The sequence below is a fragment of the Shewanella sp. YLB-07 genome (genome assembly GCF_009377275.1).
The window spans coordinates 78,413-97,462 of sequence record NZ_VOQB01000016.1; the positions used below are offsets into that span (position 1 = coordinate 78,413).

Consider the following 19,050-nt stretch of genomic DNA (forward strand, 5'->3'; position numbering starts at 1 on the left):
GACAACACACATCTCTCTGCTACAATTGAATCTATGACTAATCTCACCTTTAGAAAAGCTGAACCATGAAAATATTGCTCACAGGTGCGACAGGATTCATTGGCCACCAGCTTGTCAGAGTCTTGAGTCATGAAAATAAACTGACTATTTTAACCCGCTCTCCCGCCTCGGCTCACCACCAGCTAGGTGCAGAACATCAATACTTGGGAAACTTGACCTCACTATCAGATTTTAATGAGTTTGACGCCGTGATTAATCTTGCCGGTGAGCCGATTGTCAATAAACGTTGGTCAGAAAAACAGAAACAATTGATTTGTCAGAGTCGCTGGGACATGACTTCACGTATTGCTGAGTTAATTAAAGCCAGTGATAGTCCACCTCAGGTATTGATAAGTGCATCTGCAGTAGGTATCTATGGCCAGCAAGGTGCTCAGCCCATCGATGAGACCTATGTGTTAACCTCACTCGATGAAAGAACAACCAATGACTTCCCCTTAAGAGTTTGCTCTCACTGGGAGGAGCTTGCGCTATCCGCTCAGTCAGACAACACCAGAGTCTGCATAATTCGTACTGGACTGGTATTAGGTTTATCCGGCGGTGCACTGGCCAAAATGCTGTTACCGTTTAAATTAGGTTTAGGGGGACCCATAGGGACGGGTCAGCAAGGGATGAGTTGGATCCATCAAGACGACCACATTAATTTAATCATGTTTTTACTCAAGCAGACAAAATGTCAGGGGATCTTTAATGCCACCGCCCCCACTCCCGTGAGTAATTACAAGTTTTCTAAACTGCTAGGACAAGCACTCTCTCGTCCGGCATTAATGCCAATGCCCACCATTATTTTAAAGCTGCTGTTGGGAGAGATGTCAGAGTTGTTAACCCAAGGTCAATACGTACTTCCCGCCAGAGCTGAGGAAGCGGGCTTTAAATTTACCTATCCTGAGTTAGAGCAGGCATTTTCTTCACTGATAGAGAATGCCAAGTAATACCTATTCCTAAAAGGCTATTGCCAACTCAGATCTTGGGCCCTGGCCTCTATGGCCCATAAGATATCGTACAAGCCGCTGGTGTTGACAGTATTGGCAAACCAAGCTGGAATACTGCCCGCAGGGTCGGTATACAGCCAATACGTCGCCTGGGTACGTCCATCTTCTCGAGCAGTGAGAGACCAGCTGCCATCACAAACAACTAAACGTACTATTCCCTTTATGGGTTTAGGTCCGTACTGGTTCCTCTGGGTCCAATAACGATAATATCGCCCCTTCTCTGTGTCCACTTCATTAACTACCAGTAAGGTATAGTCTCTTTGACTCACCAGGGGCGGATTAACTCTATGGTAGACATAAGCTCTATTCACTCCCTCTTGTTTGACGACCTTGATCTCATCCATATAAGGCAAGAACTTGGTGTAATGCTCAACTTGGGTCAGCGTTCGCCATACCTGTTCGATAGGCGCATCGATTATCGCCTCCAGCTTCAACTCTTTGATCGAGGTGCCTGGCACTTCTCGAGTCCAAACGACTGCTTGACCTCTTGCAGACGCTTGTTGCCAATGCTCAACGGGGGCGGTTTGCACTCTTTGCACTTCGGCATGCATCTCACAAGAGAAAAAAATACCAAAAATACATAATAAGAACCCCAGCTTCAGAAAGACCATACCATGACTTTTAAACTCACAATTAGATGTCATTACTGTGAGTATAGATCTAGCTTCTCAATTGCAGAAACCCACTGAGTAATATCAAGCCTATAAACGGTTAAAATAAGCAATCTAGGGGCCCGTAAATCGAAATAAAAAAGGCGAAACCTTGCGGCTTCGCCTTCATCAAAGCGTGAACGCTAGCCCGCTTTAAGCAAGTCGCTGCAAGACTTTTGTAGCAACTGTCGGCAACGCCACACCCCCAAAAGTGCGACAGTGACAGCACCACACAAGGGTGCCAGCCCCCACCAAGGCCAGTGCATATAGACATTCAATTCGAACACCTGAGTCTTGAGCAGATAGAGAATAAACTCGGCAACTATCACCGCCAGTAATCCGGCTATGGTGCCCAGCAAGGCGAATTCGAGTCCGGTTGCCATCCTCAATAACCAGCCCGATGCGCCGAAGGTTCGTAACACCGCCAGCTCTCTTTGTCTGCTCGCCATGCCCGCCTCGGTTTGCGCTATCATTACCAGGCTACTGGCCAACACCACCAGCACTAACACCAAGGTGAGGGACAGGGAAACCTGATCGATTATCTGTCGCAACTGCTTGATCATGGTGCCCACATCTATGATGGATACCGTAGGAAATTGCTTGATGATATCCAGAATGACCTGAGACTTATTATCCTCGAGATAGAAGCTTGCCATCGAAGTATAGGAAAACGCCCCCAGTGACTCCTTAGTGAAAATCATGAAGAAATTAGGCTGCATGGTCTCCCAATGCACGGCGCGAATACTGCCAACCTTAACGACTAAGGTCTGGTTATCTATGATATAGGTCAGACTATCGCCTATCTTAAGATCCAAGCGCTCCGCAATACCCGACTCAACCGACACCTCGTCTGAGTTAACATTAAATTCCCCTGTCAGTATTTCATTATTTGGCGGCACACTGTCTCGCCAGGTGAGGTTGAGCTCACGTGAAATCCCTTGCCTGCCCTCGCCCCCTGCCTCTACCTGCTCAGATGTGAGGAACTTCTCGCCATTCACCGCCGTTAAGCGACCTCTGACCACAGGATAAATATCTGTGGTTTTAACCGTATTGGCAGCCAGATAGCGCTCTAAAGGGCTAACCTCATCGGGAGCTATGTTGACTAAGAAATAATTTGGCGCATTTTCGGGCAGCTGCTTCTGCCATTCATTAAGTAAGTCTTGCCTCAAGGCGAAAATGGTCAACAATAATACCAGTGCACTACTGAAACCCACGAGCTGTATGGCATTTTGTTTCGCCCTACGTCTCAGACCCGCTAGGGCTAACTGTAATGGGTTAGTGGTTTTCATGCCCACACTATGACCCATACGGATCATGAAAAAACCTAACACGCTCAATAGTAAGCCCAGCAAGAGCACACCGGCGACAACCGTCAGGGTCAATACCAGACTGCCGGAATACAGATACCCCAACAGCGCCATGGCAGTCAGACTCAATAGCAGATGAAGCCACATCCCCAGTTGCAATCCCTCTAACTGACGCTGCAAAACCCGCAGAGGCGGAATAGATAATAACCTCATCAAGGGGTAGGCCGAGAACATAAAGGCGCTGATAAACCCGGTGGCGAGCCCCAGTAATATCGGTCTGGATAAAGGCGGAGAATAGGCGGCGATTTCAGGCGGTAACAAGAAGGTGATTGCCATATCTAAAACAAAACCACCGAGCAAACCAAGCACAACCCCGAGCAAGGTCACTAACAGCAAGTGCATGCCAAACAAGGTGCGGATCTGTTTACCCGAAGCGCCGAAAGTCTTAAGCATGGCGACGACATCATAATGACGTTGGCAATACCTCTGTGCGGCGATGCCGATAGCCGCACAGGCCAGCGCAATACCCAGTAGACTGGCGAGTAAGAGGAAACGTTCCGCCCGTTTAACCGCATCGGCGATGGGTGAGTCACCCGTTTGCACATCTATCCAACGCTGACTGTTATTGAGCAGCGGTTTAACATAGGCTTCGAACCGTTTCAGTTGAGTCTCATTACCGGTAAATTGCGCCAGATAGGTCACTCGACTGCCAGGCTGGATCACACCGGTTCCGGCCACATCCGCCATACGCATCAAGACCACGGGCGAGGAAGCAAATGGGTTAAATCCGGCGTCGGGTAAGCGTGCTATCTCCTCACTCAAGGTAAACTGAGCCTTACCTAGCTCTAAGGATTTGGGGTAACCCAATAAGCCCCCCAAACGGGTTTCAAACCAAATCTCTCCCAAGCCAGGTAAGGAAACACGGCTATCCGAGTTAAGCTCTATCTTGCCCTTAAGAGGATATCCCTGCTCCACGGCACGGACCGTGACTAATTGAAATTTATCATCCGCAAATACCATAGAGTTAAACTGTAAGCTGGAGACTCGCTCCAATCCTATCTCATCGGCTTTGGCGAGAATTGACTCATCGAGTTTAGTCGGTGAGTTGATGATTCTATCGGCAGCGATAAATTTGGATGCTTGGCCATTGATGGCTAACTGTAATCGCTCACTGACTCGTGCTAATCCTGTCACAGATAACACAGCCAGAGTGATAGCCAAAACGATGAGCACTAGTTGCCCTTGTAAGAGTTCACGTTTAAACAAACGCCACGCCAGACTCATCTCCATTAACTCGCCTCCGCCTTAGCTAGCTGACTATCTGTTATGACAACCTTAGGCTTAGTGGCATCTGACATATTATTTCTAGCCTCACTCAGTTCACCCGAGTCCATCAGCAACTGACGCTCACATCGTTTAGCCAACACCAGATCGTGAGTCACTAACACGAGTGTCGTCTCGCTCTCGCGATTGAGCTCAAACAACATGTCCGCCACCTTCTTACTATTGGCTGCATCCAGGTTTCCCGTGGGCTCATCGGCAAATAACACCTTGGGCTCACAAATAAATGCTCTGGCGATGGCGACGCGTTGCTGCTCACCACCAGAGAGCTGATTGGGGAAATGATTCAGCCTATGACTTAAGCCTACTCTGTCCAACATGGCCTTAGCCTTCTCTTTGGCCTGAGATATTCCAGCCAATTCGGCGGGCAGCATGACATTTTCCAACGCATTGAGTGTATCGACCAACATGAATGATTGAAAAATAAAGCTGACTTTCTGCTTTCGCATTGCCGCCTTCTTCTCTTCATCTAAATGCTGTATGGCAATACCGTCTAAGATGATCTCACCGGAACTCGGAGAGTCCAACGCCGCGAGTAAGCCGAGCAGGGTCGACTTCCCAGACCCTGATGGCCCAAGAATAGCGATACTTTCTCCATGCTTGACATCCATATTGATGCCGTTGAGGATAGTAAGCTCTCCCTCTTGGGTAGCCACTGACTTAACGAGATTCTTAACTGTGATAGCACTGATATCTGACATAAAACCCTTCTATTCCATCTTACTTAGACGTTTCCTGACTCTGCTAACCTTAACCTGCCTGTTCGTTAGCACTCAAGTATTAGCCGCCCCTATATTAATCCTAGGAGATAGCTTAAGTGCAAGCTATGGTATCGATGAAGATAAAGGTTGGGTCAATTTGTTAAGAGCTCAACTACCGAAACATGAGATAATAAACGGCTCAGTGAGTGGTGAAACCACGGCAGGGGGATTACGTAGACTCCCCGCCCTGCTTGAATCTGGTAAACCTAAGCTCGTCTTGATTGAATTGGGAGGCAATGACGGATTACGCGGATTTACTCCCCAACAACTGAAAGAAAATCTTACAAAAATAATCATCTTATCCAAACAGACTCATGCAAAAGTGCTCTTGAGTGAGGTCATGGTACCGCCAAACTATGGCCCCAGATATGCGCAGATGTTTGCCGATGTCTATAGCCAGTTGGCAGAGGAGCATGAAATAACCCTTATGCCCTTCTTCATGAAAGATATCGCCATCTATCCCAAATTGATGCAAAGAGACGGAATTCACCCCAATGCTCAGGCACAGATGCAGATTGCCGACTTCGTACAGCCTTGGGTGACACAAATCTTAGAGTGAGTCCACCACAGGCATCGAATTGACTATCCCATTCTCAAGCGCAGTTTTAAACTTTTAGCTATTTAACACTAAAACTGTGTTCCACCTCCCGAAAAAATAATAAACTCGGCAGAAAATTGCCGCTTAATAGCCTTTTATATAAAATAAGCAAATATTTAGAATTAGTTTATTCAGGGAGCTGGCTTATGAAGAGCCCATTCAATACCATCACGTTCTGTATCAGTGCAGCGGGCCTATGCCTACCGTTAATTTTCAGCACTAGTGCACTTGCCACCAGTTCCTTAAAGCCTCAAATGGTGCAGCTAAATCCAGGGGATTTATCTCCACCTGTCGATGCAGATTTTGATTGGATACAGTTAAGCTCTAATGAACTCCTTAAAGGTGAAGTTAAAAACCTTTATGATGACAAATTAGAGTTTGAGAGTGATGAACTCAATACTTTATACATTGACTGGGATGATATTAAGGTTCTTCAGAGCCACAGTGTCGTCAGTGTTGGCTTTACCGACCTTACGACGCGTACTGGTAAATTGCTCATTAAAGAGGGCAAGACTTTTATTGATGACGTTGAATTTGACCGCACTCAAATCATGACGATTATCGCTGGTGAGCAAACAGAAGCGAACTACTGGTCGAGCAAAATATCCCTAGGTGCAAATCTACGTTCAGGGAATACAGATCAAGTCGATTATAGCGCCATAGCTAATGCACTCCGTCGCACCACAGAGTCTAGATACAACCTTGATTATATAGGTAACTACTCGAAAACAGATGGTAATAACACCATCAATAATCACCGTATTAACACCAATTTTGACTGGTACTTATCGAAGCAGTTCTATTTACGTCCTATCTTCGCTGAAATCTATATTGACCCTTTTCTTAACTATGAATATAAGGCTACGGTCGGTTTCGGTATCGGTTACGACATTATCGACTCATCCAAAACGAACTGGAGCGTGAGTGGCGGTCCTGCATACACTTATACTAAGTTTGATGATGTTTTAGAGGGTCAAAGTGAGAGTGAAACCAGTGCAGCTCTAGTGATTGAAACCGTTTTTGATACAGAGATCACCGCTGATATTGACTTCAATACACTCTACCGAGTTAACTATGGTAGTGATGCATCTGGCGGGTATACTCACCATGCATTAGCCGGCTTCTCTATCGAACTGACCGACATGTTTGATTTAGATCTTTCTTTAGTCTGGGATCACATTAACCAGCCACAGCAAAATGCCGATATGAGCTTCCCTAAACAAAATGACTATCAGTTCATTATCGGTTTCGGTATCGATATTTAATACCCATATGGGATAATCACTCACTATCCAGGCCGCATTGCGGTCTTTTTTATGCCAAGCAGTTATCACAGAGTCACAGATTAGACTTTTTAGTCTTGTGAACAGGCATACAGCGTGGGGATCTTGCTAAACATACGCCCCTTAACTATCTTCAAATGAGTCCATATTTCAATTCGTTTTACCTTATCAAAAAAGGACTTTTTGATGAAAAATCAAGATAAAACACTAAATATATTGCCAATTTAAGATAATCGCACCATGATCGCGGTGATTGCAATCTATCATCAGGAGTAACGATGCCCTTTGCCGAGTGGGTGAAGATGAGTTCGCTATCTACCTTGACTTTATAGAGAATGCATCTGATGCTGCAATTGTTGCCGAAAAAATAATTAGACCCAGCACTATACCTGTAAAGATTGATAACCACGAAATCTATCTTTATTGCAGTATTGGTATCTGCTACCACAGTCAATTCACCGGAAACAGTGAAACTTTAATCAGCAATGCCCAAACCGCCATGCTATCGGTCAAAAAAAATGGTAAAAACAGCTTTATCTATTTCTCCCATGAGATGACAGCCAAAGCTCAGAAGCGATTATATCTAGAGCAGGAGATCAGGCTAGCCCTAGCTAATGATGATTTTCATATGGTCTATCAACCCAAAGTAGATGTAAAAACCCAGAGAGTCACAGGTGCAGAAGCGCTGATCAGGTGGCACCATCCTAAAAACGAGTTTATTCCGGTTGCCGAACAGAGCGATCTGATCCTAAAGCTCGATAGCTATATACTAGACAAGGTCATTAATCAGATCAGCCAATGGCAAGAGGAGGGTCTTGAAGTCCCGGTGATCTCAGTCAACATCCCAAGCCGAGAATTTCAGCGAGGCGATCTGGTTTCCTGTGTTCAAGGTACCCAAGAAAATATCAGGTGGTTGGCAATAAACTCGAAATAGAGATAACTGAACGCTTGTTAATGGAGCGCTGTGAAGAAAATATTAAGATACTCAATCACCTCAAAGATCTCGATATTCATATCTCAGTCGATGATTTTGGTACTGGCTATTCATCCCTAAGCTATTTAGTGCAATTTCCCTGTGACGTGCTAAAAATCGACAAGTCGTTTATCGACCAACTGCCTCAGAGCAAGGACACCTGTAAAATTGTCGAAGCTATCATCATGCAGGCCCATAAACTAGGAAAGCGAGTGGTAGCTGAGGGCGTAGAAACAGAGGTGCAATATCAATATTTATCTTCACTTGGCTGTGACCAGATTCAGGGTTATTATTTTGATAAACCTCTTAATATAAAAGATTTTTCAATTAAACTTGATAAAATTAATTTTAAGGATTTTGCTAACATCTCTCAGATTAAAGCCTGTTAAACTTGGTTTTATCGACTAGATAGGTCACTACCTTTTCCCCCAGAGATACAACGACCTAAATAATGCTCATCTATGTTTTTATACGGGTTTACCTTGATAGAAGGCACCAGTTACAAATATATACAGGCTAGCGTGAAAACAATAAATTTAATCTCATCCAACTCCTGCGTTTAGTTTCGTCATGCTTCACCCTGTTTTATATGGATAAAATATTAAACGCCTGTTTGACACTCCCACAACAAACTTTGACGATAAAATGTTAACAACTTGTTGGCCGGATTTCACATTGCATATATGGTACGTCAGTGCAATCTAAGGAAGGAATAATAAAAATAAGCAGGAGACGCTATGTTCAACAAGAAACCATCTTGGTTAATCCCAACTTTAGTGGCCAGTGCCGTCGCGCTAAGTATCGCTGGTTGTTCATCGGATGATGACGACCCAGTTGTTGAAGAAGATAAAGGCACTGTCGTGCCGAGCCCAGATCCATCCCCCAGCTTTCCACAAGGCGCAATCATGATTGAGGATGGTGAAAACCTCACCATCCGTATTCAGGAAGCTCTGATCAATGCGCAAACCAACGATGTGATTGTACTGCCTAAAGGTAATTTCAAGATTGCATCTACTTTGCTGTTCGATGGCGATGTGGACGGCGATGGTACCTATGCTAAGAACATCACTATCATGGGATACGGTATGAATGAAACCGTTCTAGACTTCTCCGAGTCTGTTTCCGGTGATGGTATCTTCGTACAGAACGCCGTCAATATTATCATTCAGGATATGTCGGTCAACGAAGCCAAGAACAATGGTATCAAGCTTAAAAACACTAATGGCATAATCTTACGCCGACTCGCTACCGTGTGGGAAGGCGAGTTAGATGAAGGCAACGGAGCCTACGGCCTCTATCCTGTCGAATGTGAAAACATCCTCATCGAAGATAGCTATGTACGAGGCAGCGCCGATGCAGGTATCTATGTAGGTCAGTCTCAATACATAGTGGTTCGAAACAATATCGCCAAAGAAAACGTGGCAGGTATCGAAATTGAAAACTCAAAATATGCCGATGTATACGGCAACGAAGCCATGGGCAATACCGGCGGTATTTTAGTCTTCGACTTACCGATCAACAACCATAGATACGGTTCTAGTGTCCGAATTTTCAATAACAAGATCTATGATAACAACACCAAGAACTTTGCCAATGCCTCTGCAAACCCAGCTGGTGTCCATATCGTTCCACCCGGAACCGGTATGATCATCCTGTCTACTGATGATGTCGAGATCTTCAACAACGAAATAACTAACCACGATACCATGGCTGTCACCATTACCAGCTTCTTTATCGCCGAACCCGATATGGGCGCTTTTGTGGCGAGTTACGGCCAGGAAAACCAACCCATCGAAGATGGCTGGAGACCGACTCCAAGAAACATCTACCTTCATGATAATGTGATCACTGGTTACGGTAAAAAACCCAACGGTTACCTTATCGACGATATTATCAAGGCTTACCTGTTCACCCATGGTCAATTCCCAGGCGTACTCTATGATGGCTTGGGCGAGATGTTATCTAATAATGGCACTGCGGCTTATTTAGGCCTACAAGAGACGCCATTTGCCGCAGACGGCAGTGATAATGTCTGTGCCAGTAATAATGGTGATGTCTCCATAGGCCGCCTCTATGCCAATGACAACACAGACGCCAGTATTGCGGATGTCTTATTTGAGTCGACACAAACAGATCTACTAAAATGTGCTCAGGTCAGCTTGCCGGTTCATACGGTGACATTTGGTGATCAGATATTTGGTTGTGGTGTCGACGATAATGTCGCTGGCTGTGATGGTGGCATCCTAATCGGTGGCGGCGGCAGTATAGGTGAAGGTGAAGGCGGCCTAGTCGGTGACGGTGATCTGGCTCTGTGTGAAACTTCGGGATCTGAGGTTAACTGGGATGCCCTGCTCGGTGCCAATTGCCCCAAGCTATCAGATTACAACTTATTTGCCGATGCGAAAAATCCCTCTACTGACGCCAACTCAGCTGGCATGCCCTACGATATGAACACACAACTGTTTACCGACTACTCGAGTAAATATCGTTTCGTATTTGTACCCGAAGGCAAAATAGCTAATTACTCGGCTCAGGAAAGCATGGACTTCCCTGTAGGGACAGTGATCAGTAAAACCTTCGCATTACCGGCTGATACGAGTCAACGTGGCATCGAAAATGAGGATATGGTCGAAACTCGTCTGCTTATTCGCCGTGAAACAGGCTGGACAGCCCTGCCCTACGTGTATAATTCGGAGCAATCTGATGCAGTACTCGCCAAGGCCGGAGCCATTCAAGGTAAGCAGATAGTCCATAATGGTGAAACCTTAGCGTTCGACTACGTCGTTCCCAGTATGAACAACTGTAAACAATGTCATCAGTTCAAGGTCGATGCCGACAGTCCTGCGGTCTTCGTACCCATAGGTCCTAAGGCGCGTCACCTGAATAAAGACTATGTCTATGCCGATGGCACCATGAACCAGTTACTCAAGTGGCAGTCTGCAGGCATACTCCAAGGTGCCCCCGATGTGGCGACTATCGATGCTGTGCCAGCTTATTCAGATGGCGATGAAACAGGCTTAGCGTCATTAACCGATGAGCAGCTGATGGACACGGCTAAGGGATATCTGGATGTGAACTGTGCCCATTGTCATCGTCCCGAGGGCAACGCATCCAACACAGGCCTCACACTGGAATATTGGAGACCTTATTCCGACGGTCACGGCACCTGTAAATCTCCCGTCGCCTATGGCGGTGGAGAGCTGGGTTACGATATCGTGCCAACAGCCCCGGAAAGCTCTATCCTACACTTCAGAATGGAGACTAATCTCCCCGGTGATCGCATGCCTGAGATTGGCCGAGGTCTTTCACACGGTGAAGGTGTTGCGCTTATCCATGAATGGATCAAAAGGCTACCTGTAGCGACTTGTTCACCATAACTGCTGAGCTTACCACTATAAGCTTATACCAATCGGTATAAAGGTGTGGTCACTCAGCGAGAGTTTAGCGCTTCAGAGGCAAGGCAACGAGTGAGGAACATAGTTATTCTACGTTTAAGCTCGTTAACGCCGTATCGGAAGTGCTAAAACTCGCCTTTCAGGAGTGTTTTTGGCAGCCTACTTCTGTGTTGAATGAGTTCAAAAGGGATCACCATTCCCTCACTCATCCGCCTTGAATTACGCAGCCAAAAATAACTCTGAGTTGGCCACTTTCTTATACCGATTGGTAATACTCAAACAAGGCCGGCTAACCCCGGCCTTTTCTTTTAAAAAATCGGTATAACTCCAAACATTTCAAAGTTATAGGTGCAGCTATGAAAAACTCGAGCCTGCTTTTATTGATCATCACACTGATAACTGCCTGCGGCGGCTCAGACAGTGACTCAAATGCCCAACAAGACCCAGTAACAGATACACCTACAACGCCTACTCCCCCCTCGCCAATATCAGTGTGTGAGCTTGGCAGCAGTACCATCAATTGGGATGCCCTGTTAACTGAAAATTGCGATGACTTAGCTCAGTACGGACTCTTTATCGATCCGAGCACGCCAACATCGAGTCCGGTTTCCCCAGGGATCTTGTACCAATTATCGACCCAGTTATTTACCAACTACGCCAACAAGCACAGGTTTGTCTTCATTCCAGAGGGCGAACAGGCCAGCTTTCATCCCAGTGAAGCCTTCGACTTTCCCATAGGCACAGTATTGGCTAAGACCTTCTCCATGCCCTATGATACTCAAGTCATCGGCGTTGAAAATGAAGTATTGATCGAAACCCGATTGCTGATCCGAAGAGCAACTGGCTGGACCACCTTGCCCTATCTGTGGCAAGACGGCAAAGCGACTCTCATTCAAGCCGGAGCCGACATCCCTCATAGCTTAAACCACCAAGGCAAGACAGAAAGCTTCGACTACCATGTTCCCAGCCGTGCGAAATGTAAGTTATGCCACCAACTAAATCGTGACGGCAACAGTATTATCAGCCCAATAGGGCTCAAGGCCCACCTACTCAATCACGATATTAACTACCAAGGCCAAATCATAAATCAATTAACCCTGTGGCAGGAGCTCTCCATGCTCACAGGATTACCAAATACTGATGACATTGCCAGCGGGGCCGCAAAAGAGATAACTCATGCACCCAATCTGTTCGATACCGACGCCGACCTCACTCTTAGGGTTAAAGGCTACTTAGATATCAACTGCGCCCACTGTCACAGAGCCGAAGGCTTTGCCAGTATCTCAGGACTCAGATTAGGGTTTAATATCGACCACACCAGCTACCAATACGGCATATGCAAACAGCCACCAGGCTGGGATGGTGGCGCTAAAGGCTTATCCTACGATATTGTCCCGGGTGATGGTGAACACTCGATATTAGCCTACAGACAAGAGCTCAGTGAGCCTAAAGACAGGATGCCGCCCTTAGGCCGAAGTTTAACTCACACCGAAGCGGTAGCAATCATAAAAAACTGGATCGATACTCTGCCTCCATCCTTAGGCAACTGCCAATGGTAAGACTAAAGGCTGAATCCTAGGTACTAGGACCTAGGGTTTTTCATCGTTAATAGTTAATAGTTAAATGAGTTTCTCATTCAAACGCAGGAAATGGCCGGGTGGATGACCCAGCCAATGTTTAAAGCTTTGTCGAAAGTGGCTGACTTCACCAAACCCCATCACTTCAGCTATCTCATCTATGCTCTTCTGACCCGACAAAATCAAGCCGATGGCAGCCTGACAGCGAACCTGATCGACCAACTTCTGATAGCTGGTACCTGATTGTGAGATTCTACGACGTAAGGTTCGACTACTGATATTCTGACTGCTTGCCATCTGATCCATATTTGGGCAGTCCGGGAAAGACTGACGCAATTCATCGAGTAAGACCTGGATATAAGAAACTTGCTGATTTGAAGTCGTATTGGTATTACTTTTGTCGAAACAGTAAGTCACAGGAAGTGAGAGATACTTATGATCTATCGTCCATTCATTAAATTCCGCCTCAAATATCACCTCAGCCCCAGTAACCGAAGATAAGAACTCGGCATCTCTTTGTCTTTCAGTCAACAATATTTTATCGGCTAAGATGGCTTGGCCGGCCAAGCCTTTACCCACAGTCAACAAGCCACAAACGCTGTGTTGAAACTGACATGAGTAACGTTCAGGTTTGATTTTTCCCGTGTTTAACCAGCGAACGTACAATTTGCCATCTTCGTGACTGACTAAGGTATCGGTAAAGCTGCCAACAAGCTCAGGATGCGTCAGTACAAACTGCAAACAGTCGCCGATAGTATCGCAGCGACTAAAAAAGCTCAGTAAAAAATCTAAATCCTCCACCGAATATTGATGACCCACTTTGGCACCAATTTCGGCATCTTGAGTATATGTCTGCAGAAACTCCATGGCAAAATCAGCTTGCCACACATAGATGACCTGCTGATGTGCTAACTCTTGCTCACCGACGCCTATTTGAGAGCACAATAGCTCAACCACCTCTTCACCATAATGCTGACGGAGATAAGCCAGTACATTACGTAATTGATAGGCCGGATAAGATTGATCCCCCACCATCATGTTCGGCTTATAACTCTGAGCCTGTTTCATCTAGAACCTGCTTCTTTTTATTATCTTGAGCTATTTTGTATAAGAATTAACGTCTGTTGAAAAGGTATTTTTGAGGGTTTCACTAATATATTGGAGATTCCCCCTTGAAAGTCGCTTCAACGTACGGCCATAAATCAGGCATAAAAAAACCTCCGCAAGCGGAGGTTTTTAGCTTTAAATTAGATTGATAGATTAAAACTTCTGATTAAGGCGCAAAAAGTAAGTTCTACCTAGCACATCATATAATCCGGTATCTGCATCTCGATAATCACGGTATTCGGCAAAGTCGTTTGGTGCTTCTTCGTCAAATAAGTTGTTAACACCAAGAGTTAATGAACCATTCCAGTCATGATAATAGCTAACCTGTACGTTATGCTTGAAGTAGTCTGGACGATCTGCGTACTCATAACCCGTATCAGTTCTGCCGTAGTAGTCATTGGTAAAATCAGCATCTTGAGCTCCAATATATACGGTATTCCAAGCTGCTTGGAAGTTGTCACCCTGCCATGAAACCATGAAGTTACCACGTAGATCCGGTCTTCCTACTTCTCCAACCCATTCAACCATTTCAGCATCTGGTTTTTGTTGCTCTTCAAAAGATAGAATCTTAGTCATCTCAACTTTAAAGCTAAAATCACCGACACCAGTTTCTAAATTATAGCCTGTCACAAAATCAATACCGGAAGTGTTAACACTAGCTAAATTACGATACTGGCTGTGAATTGTCTGAATTTTTCCGTCTGGGCCACGTTTAATAAATTCAGAACCACCGTTTTCACTCTCTTCTTTTACAAGATCTGCTACATCAACAATTTCAATTTTATTATCATATTTAATGCTGTAATAAGAAAGCTCTATGTTCCATGCATCAGTTGCATTCCAAACACCACCCAAGGTAAAGGAATTACCCTCTTCAGCCTCTAGGTCAGGGTTGCCACCGTAAAGTGTCTTGTGCTGCTGAGTAGAACGACAGTAGTTTGCATCTGTATTATCACCACACCAAACCGTATCCATTGTACTTTCGAAACTTAATGCCTCAGAAGCAAACATTTCACCCATGTTAGGCGCACGGAAAGAATCACCATAGCTTGCACGAAGTAACAGCGAGTCAACAGGACGCCAGCTTAGGCCTAATTTGGGAACCACAGCGTCAAATGTCGACTCTTGGTTACCATTATTAGTATTACCATTTTGCTCATAGCGCTCATATCGTAATGCCGCAGACAAATCTACATTTGCAGGTAATCCGACTTGAAACTCAACATATGCAGCTTGACGGGTACGCTCTGCATCAACATCATCACCACCTGAACCACCTGAGATAATCCCGGCAGCAGACTCAGGATCACTTACCTGCGAGAAGTTAATCATCTCATACTCTAGACCACCCACTGCAGCAACAACAACACTGTCCCCTTCTATCAAAGTGCTAGAGATTAATCCGTCAAATTGAGTGCTATCAAATTTACCTTGATAAACCCCAGTATGAGCAGCCTTACCATACAGATCAGTCATTTGAGAATTCCAATCTTCGTAACTCATGCCTGATGTATTAAATAAGTCATAGTTACCTGTATCAATTTCACTTTGAACAATACTGTCATTAATTAAGTTATAATTAAAAGAATTTGTAGTTGATGAAGAATGTTGAGCGTTTAGCTCCCAATCAATACCATTACCGATATCAGCAAAACCAACAAATCCACCTAAAATATCAAAATTATTGCCTTCTGTTAGCGTATCGCGTTCACCTGTCTGCACTGATCGCATGTAGAGGGTCATATCAGTATCAGTAGGATTATAAGGATTATCAGCACCCATCACTGGGTAATTAGTAGATACTGGCGTTGCAGCATAACGAGTATTGGTTTCAGTTAACGTCGCAGACCCCCTACCACGGAATTGGATATTTTCAGTCACTTCGTAATCAAAAGTAGTCATAAAAGAGTTTCTAGTGACATCACCGAATAACTTAGTCACTTCACCATAACTATAACCACAACGTCCATTATTTTCTCCATCATGCCAATCAGTTACATTCTCAGTCTGATCACACATCTCTGAGTTGGTATAGAAGTCATAAATTGGCTTACCGTTTTCATCAAGCTTACCAGTGTCATAATAGCCGTTAGGAACTGAGCTGAATGAGCTATAACCTTCATAATTAGGATCATCTAATGCCCAAATATCTTTATCCATCACAGCTTTAGTGTCGTAATATTCATAAGTGAATGTCACATTACCTTTATCTGTGTTGTAGCCTGCTGCAAGTGAGAAACGGTTTGCATCGCCGCCATCTACACTTGGTTGTTCTGTACTAAAATCAATTGAAACACCTTCAAAATCTTTTTTAGTGATGATGTTAATAACACCGGCAACAGCATCTGAACCATAAACTGCTGATGCACCATCGCGAAGAATCTCAATACGCTCGACAATTGCCATTGGGATCTGAGAAGTATCTGCAGTTGCACCTGAACTTGAACTTGTACCAGGCATACGACGACCATCTAACAATATTAATGTCGCCGAAGATCCGAGGCCACGAAGATTAACACTGCTGGTAGCACTACTGCCTGAACCATAACCAGACATACCACGCCATGAACCAAAACTGTTTATCGCCGAGTTATTTAGTACATCAGCGACTGTCTTCTCACCTGTCATGGCAATATCAGCTGCACTGATAATGGTAACTGGAGATGATGTTTCCATATCAACTTGCTTAATACGCGAGCCTGTGACAGAAATTCGTTCTACTTTTGCACCATCACCTTGCTCTTCAGCAAATGCTAAACCAGAAAATGCTACACTTGTTGTTGCTGCGGCTAATAAGCCAACGCGTACTGCTTTTGCTGTTAAGGTCATTGAGTTCATATATTTTCCCTTATCACTTAGACATTAATTAATAACTGAACGATTAATACTGACATCGTGACAATAATTATTATTTTATTGTTTTAGTTTTTTCAAAACTGTAATTAAACAGTTAATACCTTCGGGTTAAATATTGTTAAAATACAGCACCCAAGTCAACATCAATTACAATCAAACAACCTAAATGATAATAATTGATACATTCACAAGAAAACGATACATTTCAAAAAAACAACAAGCACAAAGTAAAGCCGATAAAATCAATGTGTTACACGTGAATTTAATTCAACAAATGATTGAGCACTCAATGTTAAAAACTGCGGCGACGACAGGATACAAATTGAGACCAGTATATCCCAAATGTTTATTCAGTTAATTAAAATAGCTAGGCAAAATAAATAAAAGACAACAACAAATAACCACTGCAAAACTATAAACCGAAGAAAGATTAAAACCAGAAATATAACTTTAATTAATTATGTATTCTCGAGATAAAAAACCAAAAAATCATGCAAGCAATATACAAACCACGAAATTTACAATTACTAAACAAGCACGTGTTAAACTCGTTAACTTACCAGGCAGGAAACGCTCACAAAACAAGAAAAACTCTATTTCAGAGTAAATTATTAACAAATAACCGGGATGTTTCACTTGCTAGAATGAATAAGATAATAGAAACGAGCTAGAGAAAAAGCGACATACTCTTGCTACATTAATCGATGAGAAATTTACAGTTACTGAGACGAGGAGACCTGTAAACATTCAAAATACGGGCAACAAAAAAGGAGCCATAGGCTCCTTTTCAACTTTACTTAGCGTCGAATTAACGAGTGCGTGGGCAAAGCTCTTCTGTGCTGAAGAAGTAAGCCACTTCACGCTCAGCAGAAGCAACCGAATCAGAACCGTGAGCTGCGTTCTCATCGATGCTTTCAGCGAAATCGGCACGAATAGTCCCAGGTGCAGCGTCAGCTGGGTTAGTAGCACCTAAGATGTCACGGTGAGCTAGAACTGCGTTCTCGCCTTCAAGAGCCTGGACCATGATAGGACCAGAAGTCATGAATGCAACTAGTGCACCGAAGAAAGGACGCTCGCTGTGCTCGGCGTAGAAGCCTTCAGCTTGCTCTTTGCTTAGGTGAACCATTTTAGAAGCGATGATTTTCAGGCCAGCAGTTTCAAAACGGTTGTAGATAGCGCCAATGTTATTTTTTGCAACAGCATCGGGCTTAATGATAGAAAAAGTACGTTCGATAGCCATGAGAAGCTTCCTTCATAATAAACAGGTTTTTATTTTCGCGCGGATTATACGAAATTTGACACCAAAAACCTACCTTTATAGCCCACGGAATGCAATATTGCGTTAACTTATCCTGCTTCATCGCTATCCAGTGCCGATTTCAAGCTGAACACTAATACCTGCCGGTATAAACTTGTCTATGCGCCAACGATTTCCAGAGCTCACTGCTCGGCTATCCAGCAGGCTTGGACTGCTTCCAATATGCGCTCATTACAGTGCTCTGGATCATCATCGAACGAATCCAGCGCTAAAATCCATTCACGTAAATCAGTAAATCTGATCGTTTCAGGATCGATTTCTGGATGCGTCTCCAACAAGTCTAAGGCTATATCGAGTGAATCTATCCATTTTAATGGCATATCTAGCCCCTTGAACATATTTGTAATGACTAGAGTATAGCTGGCATCTCACCGCATAAAAAAAGCCAGTCTCGGGAGACTGGCTTAACTATCTTCGACTCACTATCTTCAAATAGACACAAGTTGCGATCAAGACTAGTTAGCCTCACTCACCATATTAACTGTGTATTTAGGAATATCGACCACGAGATCACAATTTGGCACTTTCGTCTGGCAGGATAAACGACTCTCGGGCTCGAGTCCCCACGCTTTATCTAACATGTCATCTTCGAGCTCGTCGCTTTCTGCTAACTCATCGAACCCTTCACGAACGATCACGTGGCAGGTTGTGCATGCACACACCTTCTCACATGCATGTTCGATATTAATACCATTTTTCAAGGCAACGTTAAGAACGGTTTCACCAACATTGGCTTCGACGACTGCACCATCTGGACACAGCTCTTCATGGGGTAGAAATACAATTTGTGGCATCTTTTTTACCTATTGATTACCAATTAATCTATTGATGATTA

The 19,050-nt window shown here is 44.3% G+C and carries 15 protein-coding genes; 7 read left to right on the plus strand and 8 right to left on the minus strand.

All coding sequences use genetic code 11. The annotated features are described in order from the left end of the window. Positions 1-65: 65 nt before the first annotated feature. Complete coding sequence (locus FS373_RS26425) at positions 66-989, plus strand: TIGR01777 family oxidoreductase (protein WP_144045986.1); 924 nt, start codon at positions 66-68, stop codon at positions 987-989. A 17-nt stretch (positions 990-1,006) separates the two neighbouring features. Here the strand turns inward: FS373_RS26425 and FS373_RS26430 are convergent, their stop codons facing one another. The 3 genes from FS373_RS26430 to FS373_RS26440 all read right to left on the minus strand — a co-directional run bounded on the left by FS373_RS26430 (position 1,007) and on the right by FS373_RS26440 (position 5,048). Further along, positions 1,007-1,660, minus strand: coding sequence for an START domain-containing protein (locus FS373_RS26430; protein ID WP_194165939.1), 654 nt, complete (start codon positions 1,658-1,660; stop codon positions 1,007-1,009). 182 nt (positions 1,661-1,842) lie between these two features. Further along, on the minus strand, positions 1,843-4,296 hold the full coding sequence (locus FS373_RS26435; protein WP_152830949.1) for an ABC transporter permease: 2,454 nt from the start codon (positions 4,294-4,296) through the stop codon (positions 1,843-1,845). Then, complete coding sequence (locus FS373_RS26440) at positions 4,296-5,048, minus strand: ABC transporter ATP-binding protein (RefSeq protein WP_144045985.1); 753 nt, start codon at positions 5,046-5,048, stop codon at positions 4,296-4,298. The genes FS373_RS26435 and FS373_RS26440 overlap by 1 nt, the downstream gene beginning before the upstream one ends. A 34-nt stretch (positions 5,049-5,082) precedes the next feature. Here FS373_RS26440 and FS373_RS26445 point away from each other — a divergent pair, with 34 nt between their 5' ends. The 6 genes from FS373_RS26445 to FS373_RS26475 all read left to right on the plus strand — a co-directional run bounded on the left by FS373_RS26445 (position 5,083) and on the right by FS373_RS26475 (position 12,916). Beyond that, entirely contained in the window at positions 5,083-5,667 is a 585-nt protein-coding gene (locus tag FS373_RS26445) for an arylesterase (RefSeq protein ID WP_152830973.1), read from the plus strand. Positions 5,668-5,852: 185 nt separating this feature from the next. Further along, a complete protein-coding gene (locus FS373_RS26450) occupies positions 5,853-6,971 on the plus strand; it encodes a DUF481 domain-containing protein (RefSeq protein ID WP_152830950.1) in 1,119 nt (372 codons plus the stop codon). Positions 6,972-7,242: 271 nt separating this feature from the next. Further along, positions 7,243-7,923, plus strand: a complete 681-nt coding sequence (locus FS373_RS32490) for an EAL domain-containing protein (RefSeq protein WP_152830951.1) — start codon at positions 7,243-7,245, stop codon at positions 7,921-7,923. Next, complete coding sequence (locus tag FS373_RS32495; protein WP_194165940.1) at positions 7,899-8,351, plus strand: EAL domain-containing protein; 453 nt, start codon at positions 7,899-7,901, stop codon at positions 8,349-8,351. Before FS373_RS32490 ends, FS373_RS32495 begins: the two co-directional genes overlap by 25 nt. 348 nt (positions 8,352-8,699) lie before the next feature. Beyond that, positions 8,700-11,339 (plus strand): parallel beta-helix domain-containing protein, encoded by a 2,640-nt coding sequence (locus tag FS373_RS26465; RefSeq protein ID WP_152830953.1) that lies wholly within the window; start codon positions 8,700-8,702, stop codon positions 11,337-11,339. 374 nt (positions 11,340-11,713) lie between these two features. Then, positions 11,714-12,916, plus strand: a complete 1,203-nt coding sequence (locus FS373_RS26475) for an SO2930 family diheme c-type cytochrome (RefSeq protein WP_152830954.1) — start codon at positions 11,714-11,716, stop codon at positions 12,914-12,916. 60 nt (positions 12,917-12,976) lie between these two features. Here the strand turns inward: FS373_RS26475 and FS373_RS26480 are convergent, their stop codons facing one another. From FS373_RS26480 to fdx, 5 genes are all read right to left on the minus strand, one after another. After that, positions 12,977-14,002 carry an AraC family transcriptional regulator gene (locus tag FS373_RS26480; RefSeq protein WP_194165941.1) on the minus strand — a complete coding sequence of 342 codons (1,026 nt, stop codon included), beginning with the start codon at positions 14,000-14,002 and terminating at the stop codon, positions 12,977-12,979. A gap of 192 nt (positions 14,003-14,194) precedes the next feature. Beyond that, positions 14,195-16,879 (minus strand): TonB-dependent receptor, encoded by a 2,685-nt coding sequence (locus FS373_RS26485; protein ID WP_144045980.1) that lies wholly within the window; start codon positions 16,877-16,879, stop codon positions 14,195-14,197. 826 nt (positions 16,880-17,705) lie between these two features. Continuing rightward, positions 17,706-18,137 carry a nucleoside-diphosphate kinase gene (gene ndk / locus FS373_RS26490; protein WP_144045979.1) on the minus strand — a complete coding sequence of 144 codons (432 nt, stop codon included), beginning with the start codon at positions 18,135-18,137 and terminating at the stop codon, positions 17,706-17,708. Positions 18,138-18,337: 200 nt separating this feature from the next. After that, positions 18,338-18,535, minus strand: a complete 198-nt coding sequence (gene iscX / locus FS373_RS26495) for a Fe-S cluster assembly protein IscX (RefSeq protein WP_144045978.1) — start codon at positions 18,533-18,535, stop codon at positions 18,338-18,340. A 135-nt stretch (positions 18,536-18,670) separates the two neighbouring features. Then, complete coding sequence (gene fdx, locus FS373_RS26500) at positions 18,671-19,009, minus strand: ISC system 2Fe-2S type ferredoxin (RefSeq protein ID WP_005497949.1); 339 nt, start codon at positions 19,007-19,009, stop codon at positions 18,671-18,673. Positions 19,010-19,050: the final 41 nt, after the last annotated feature.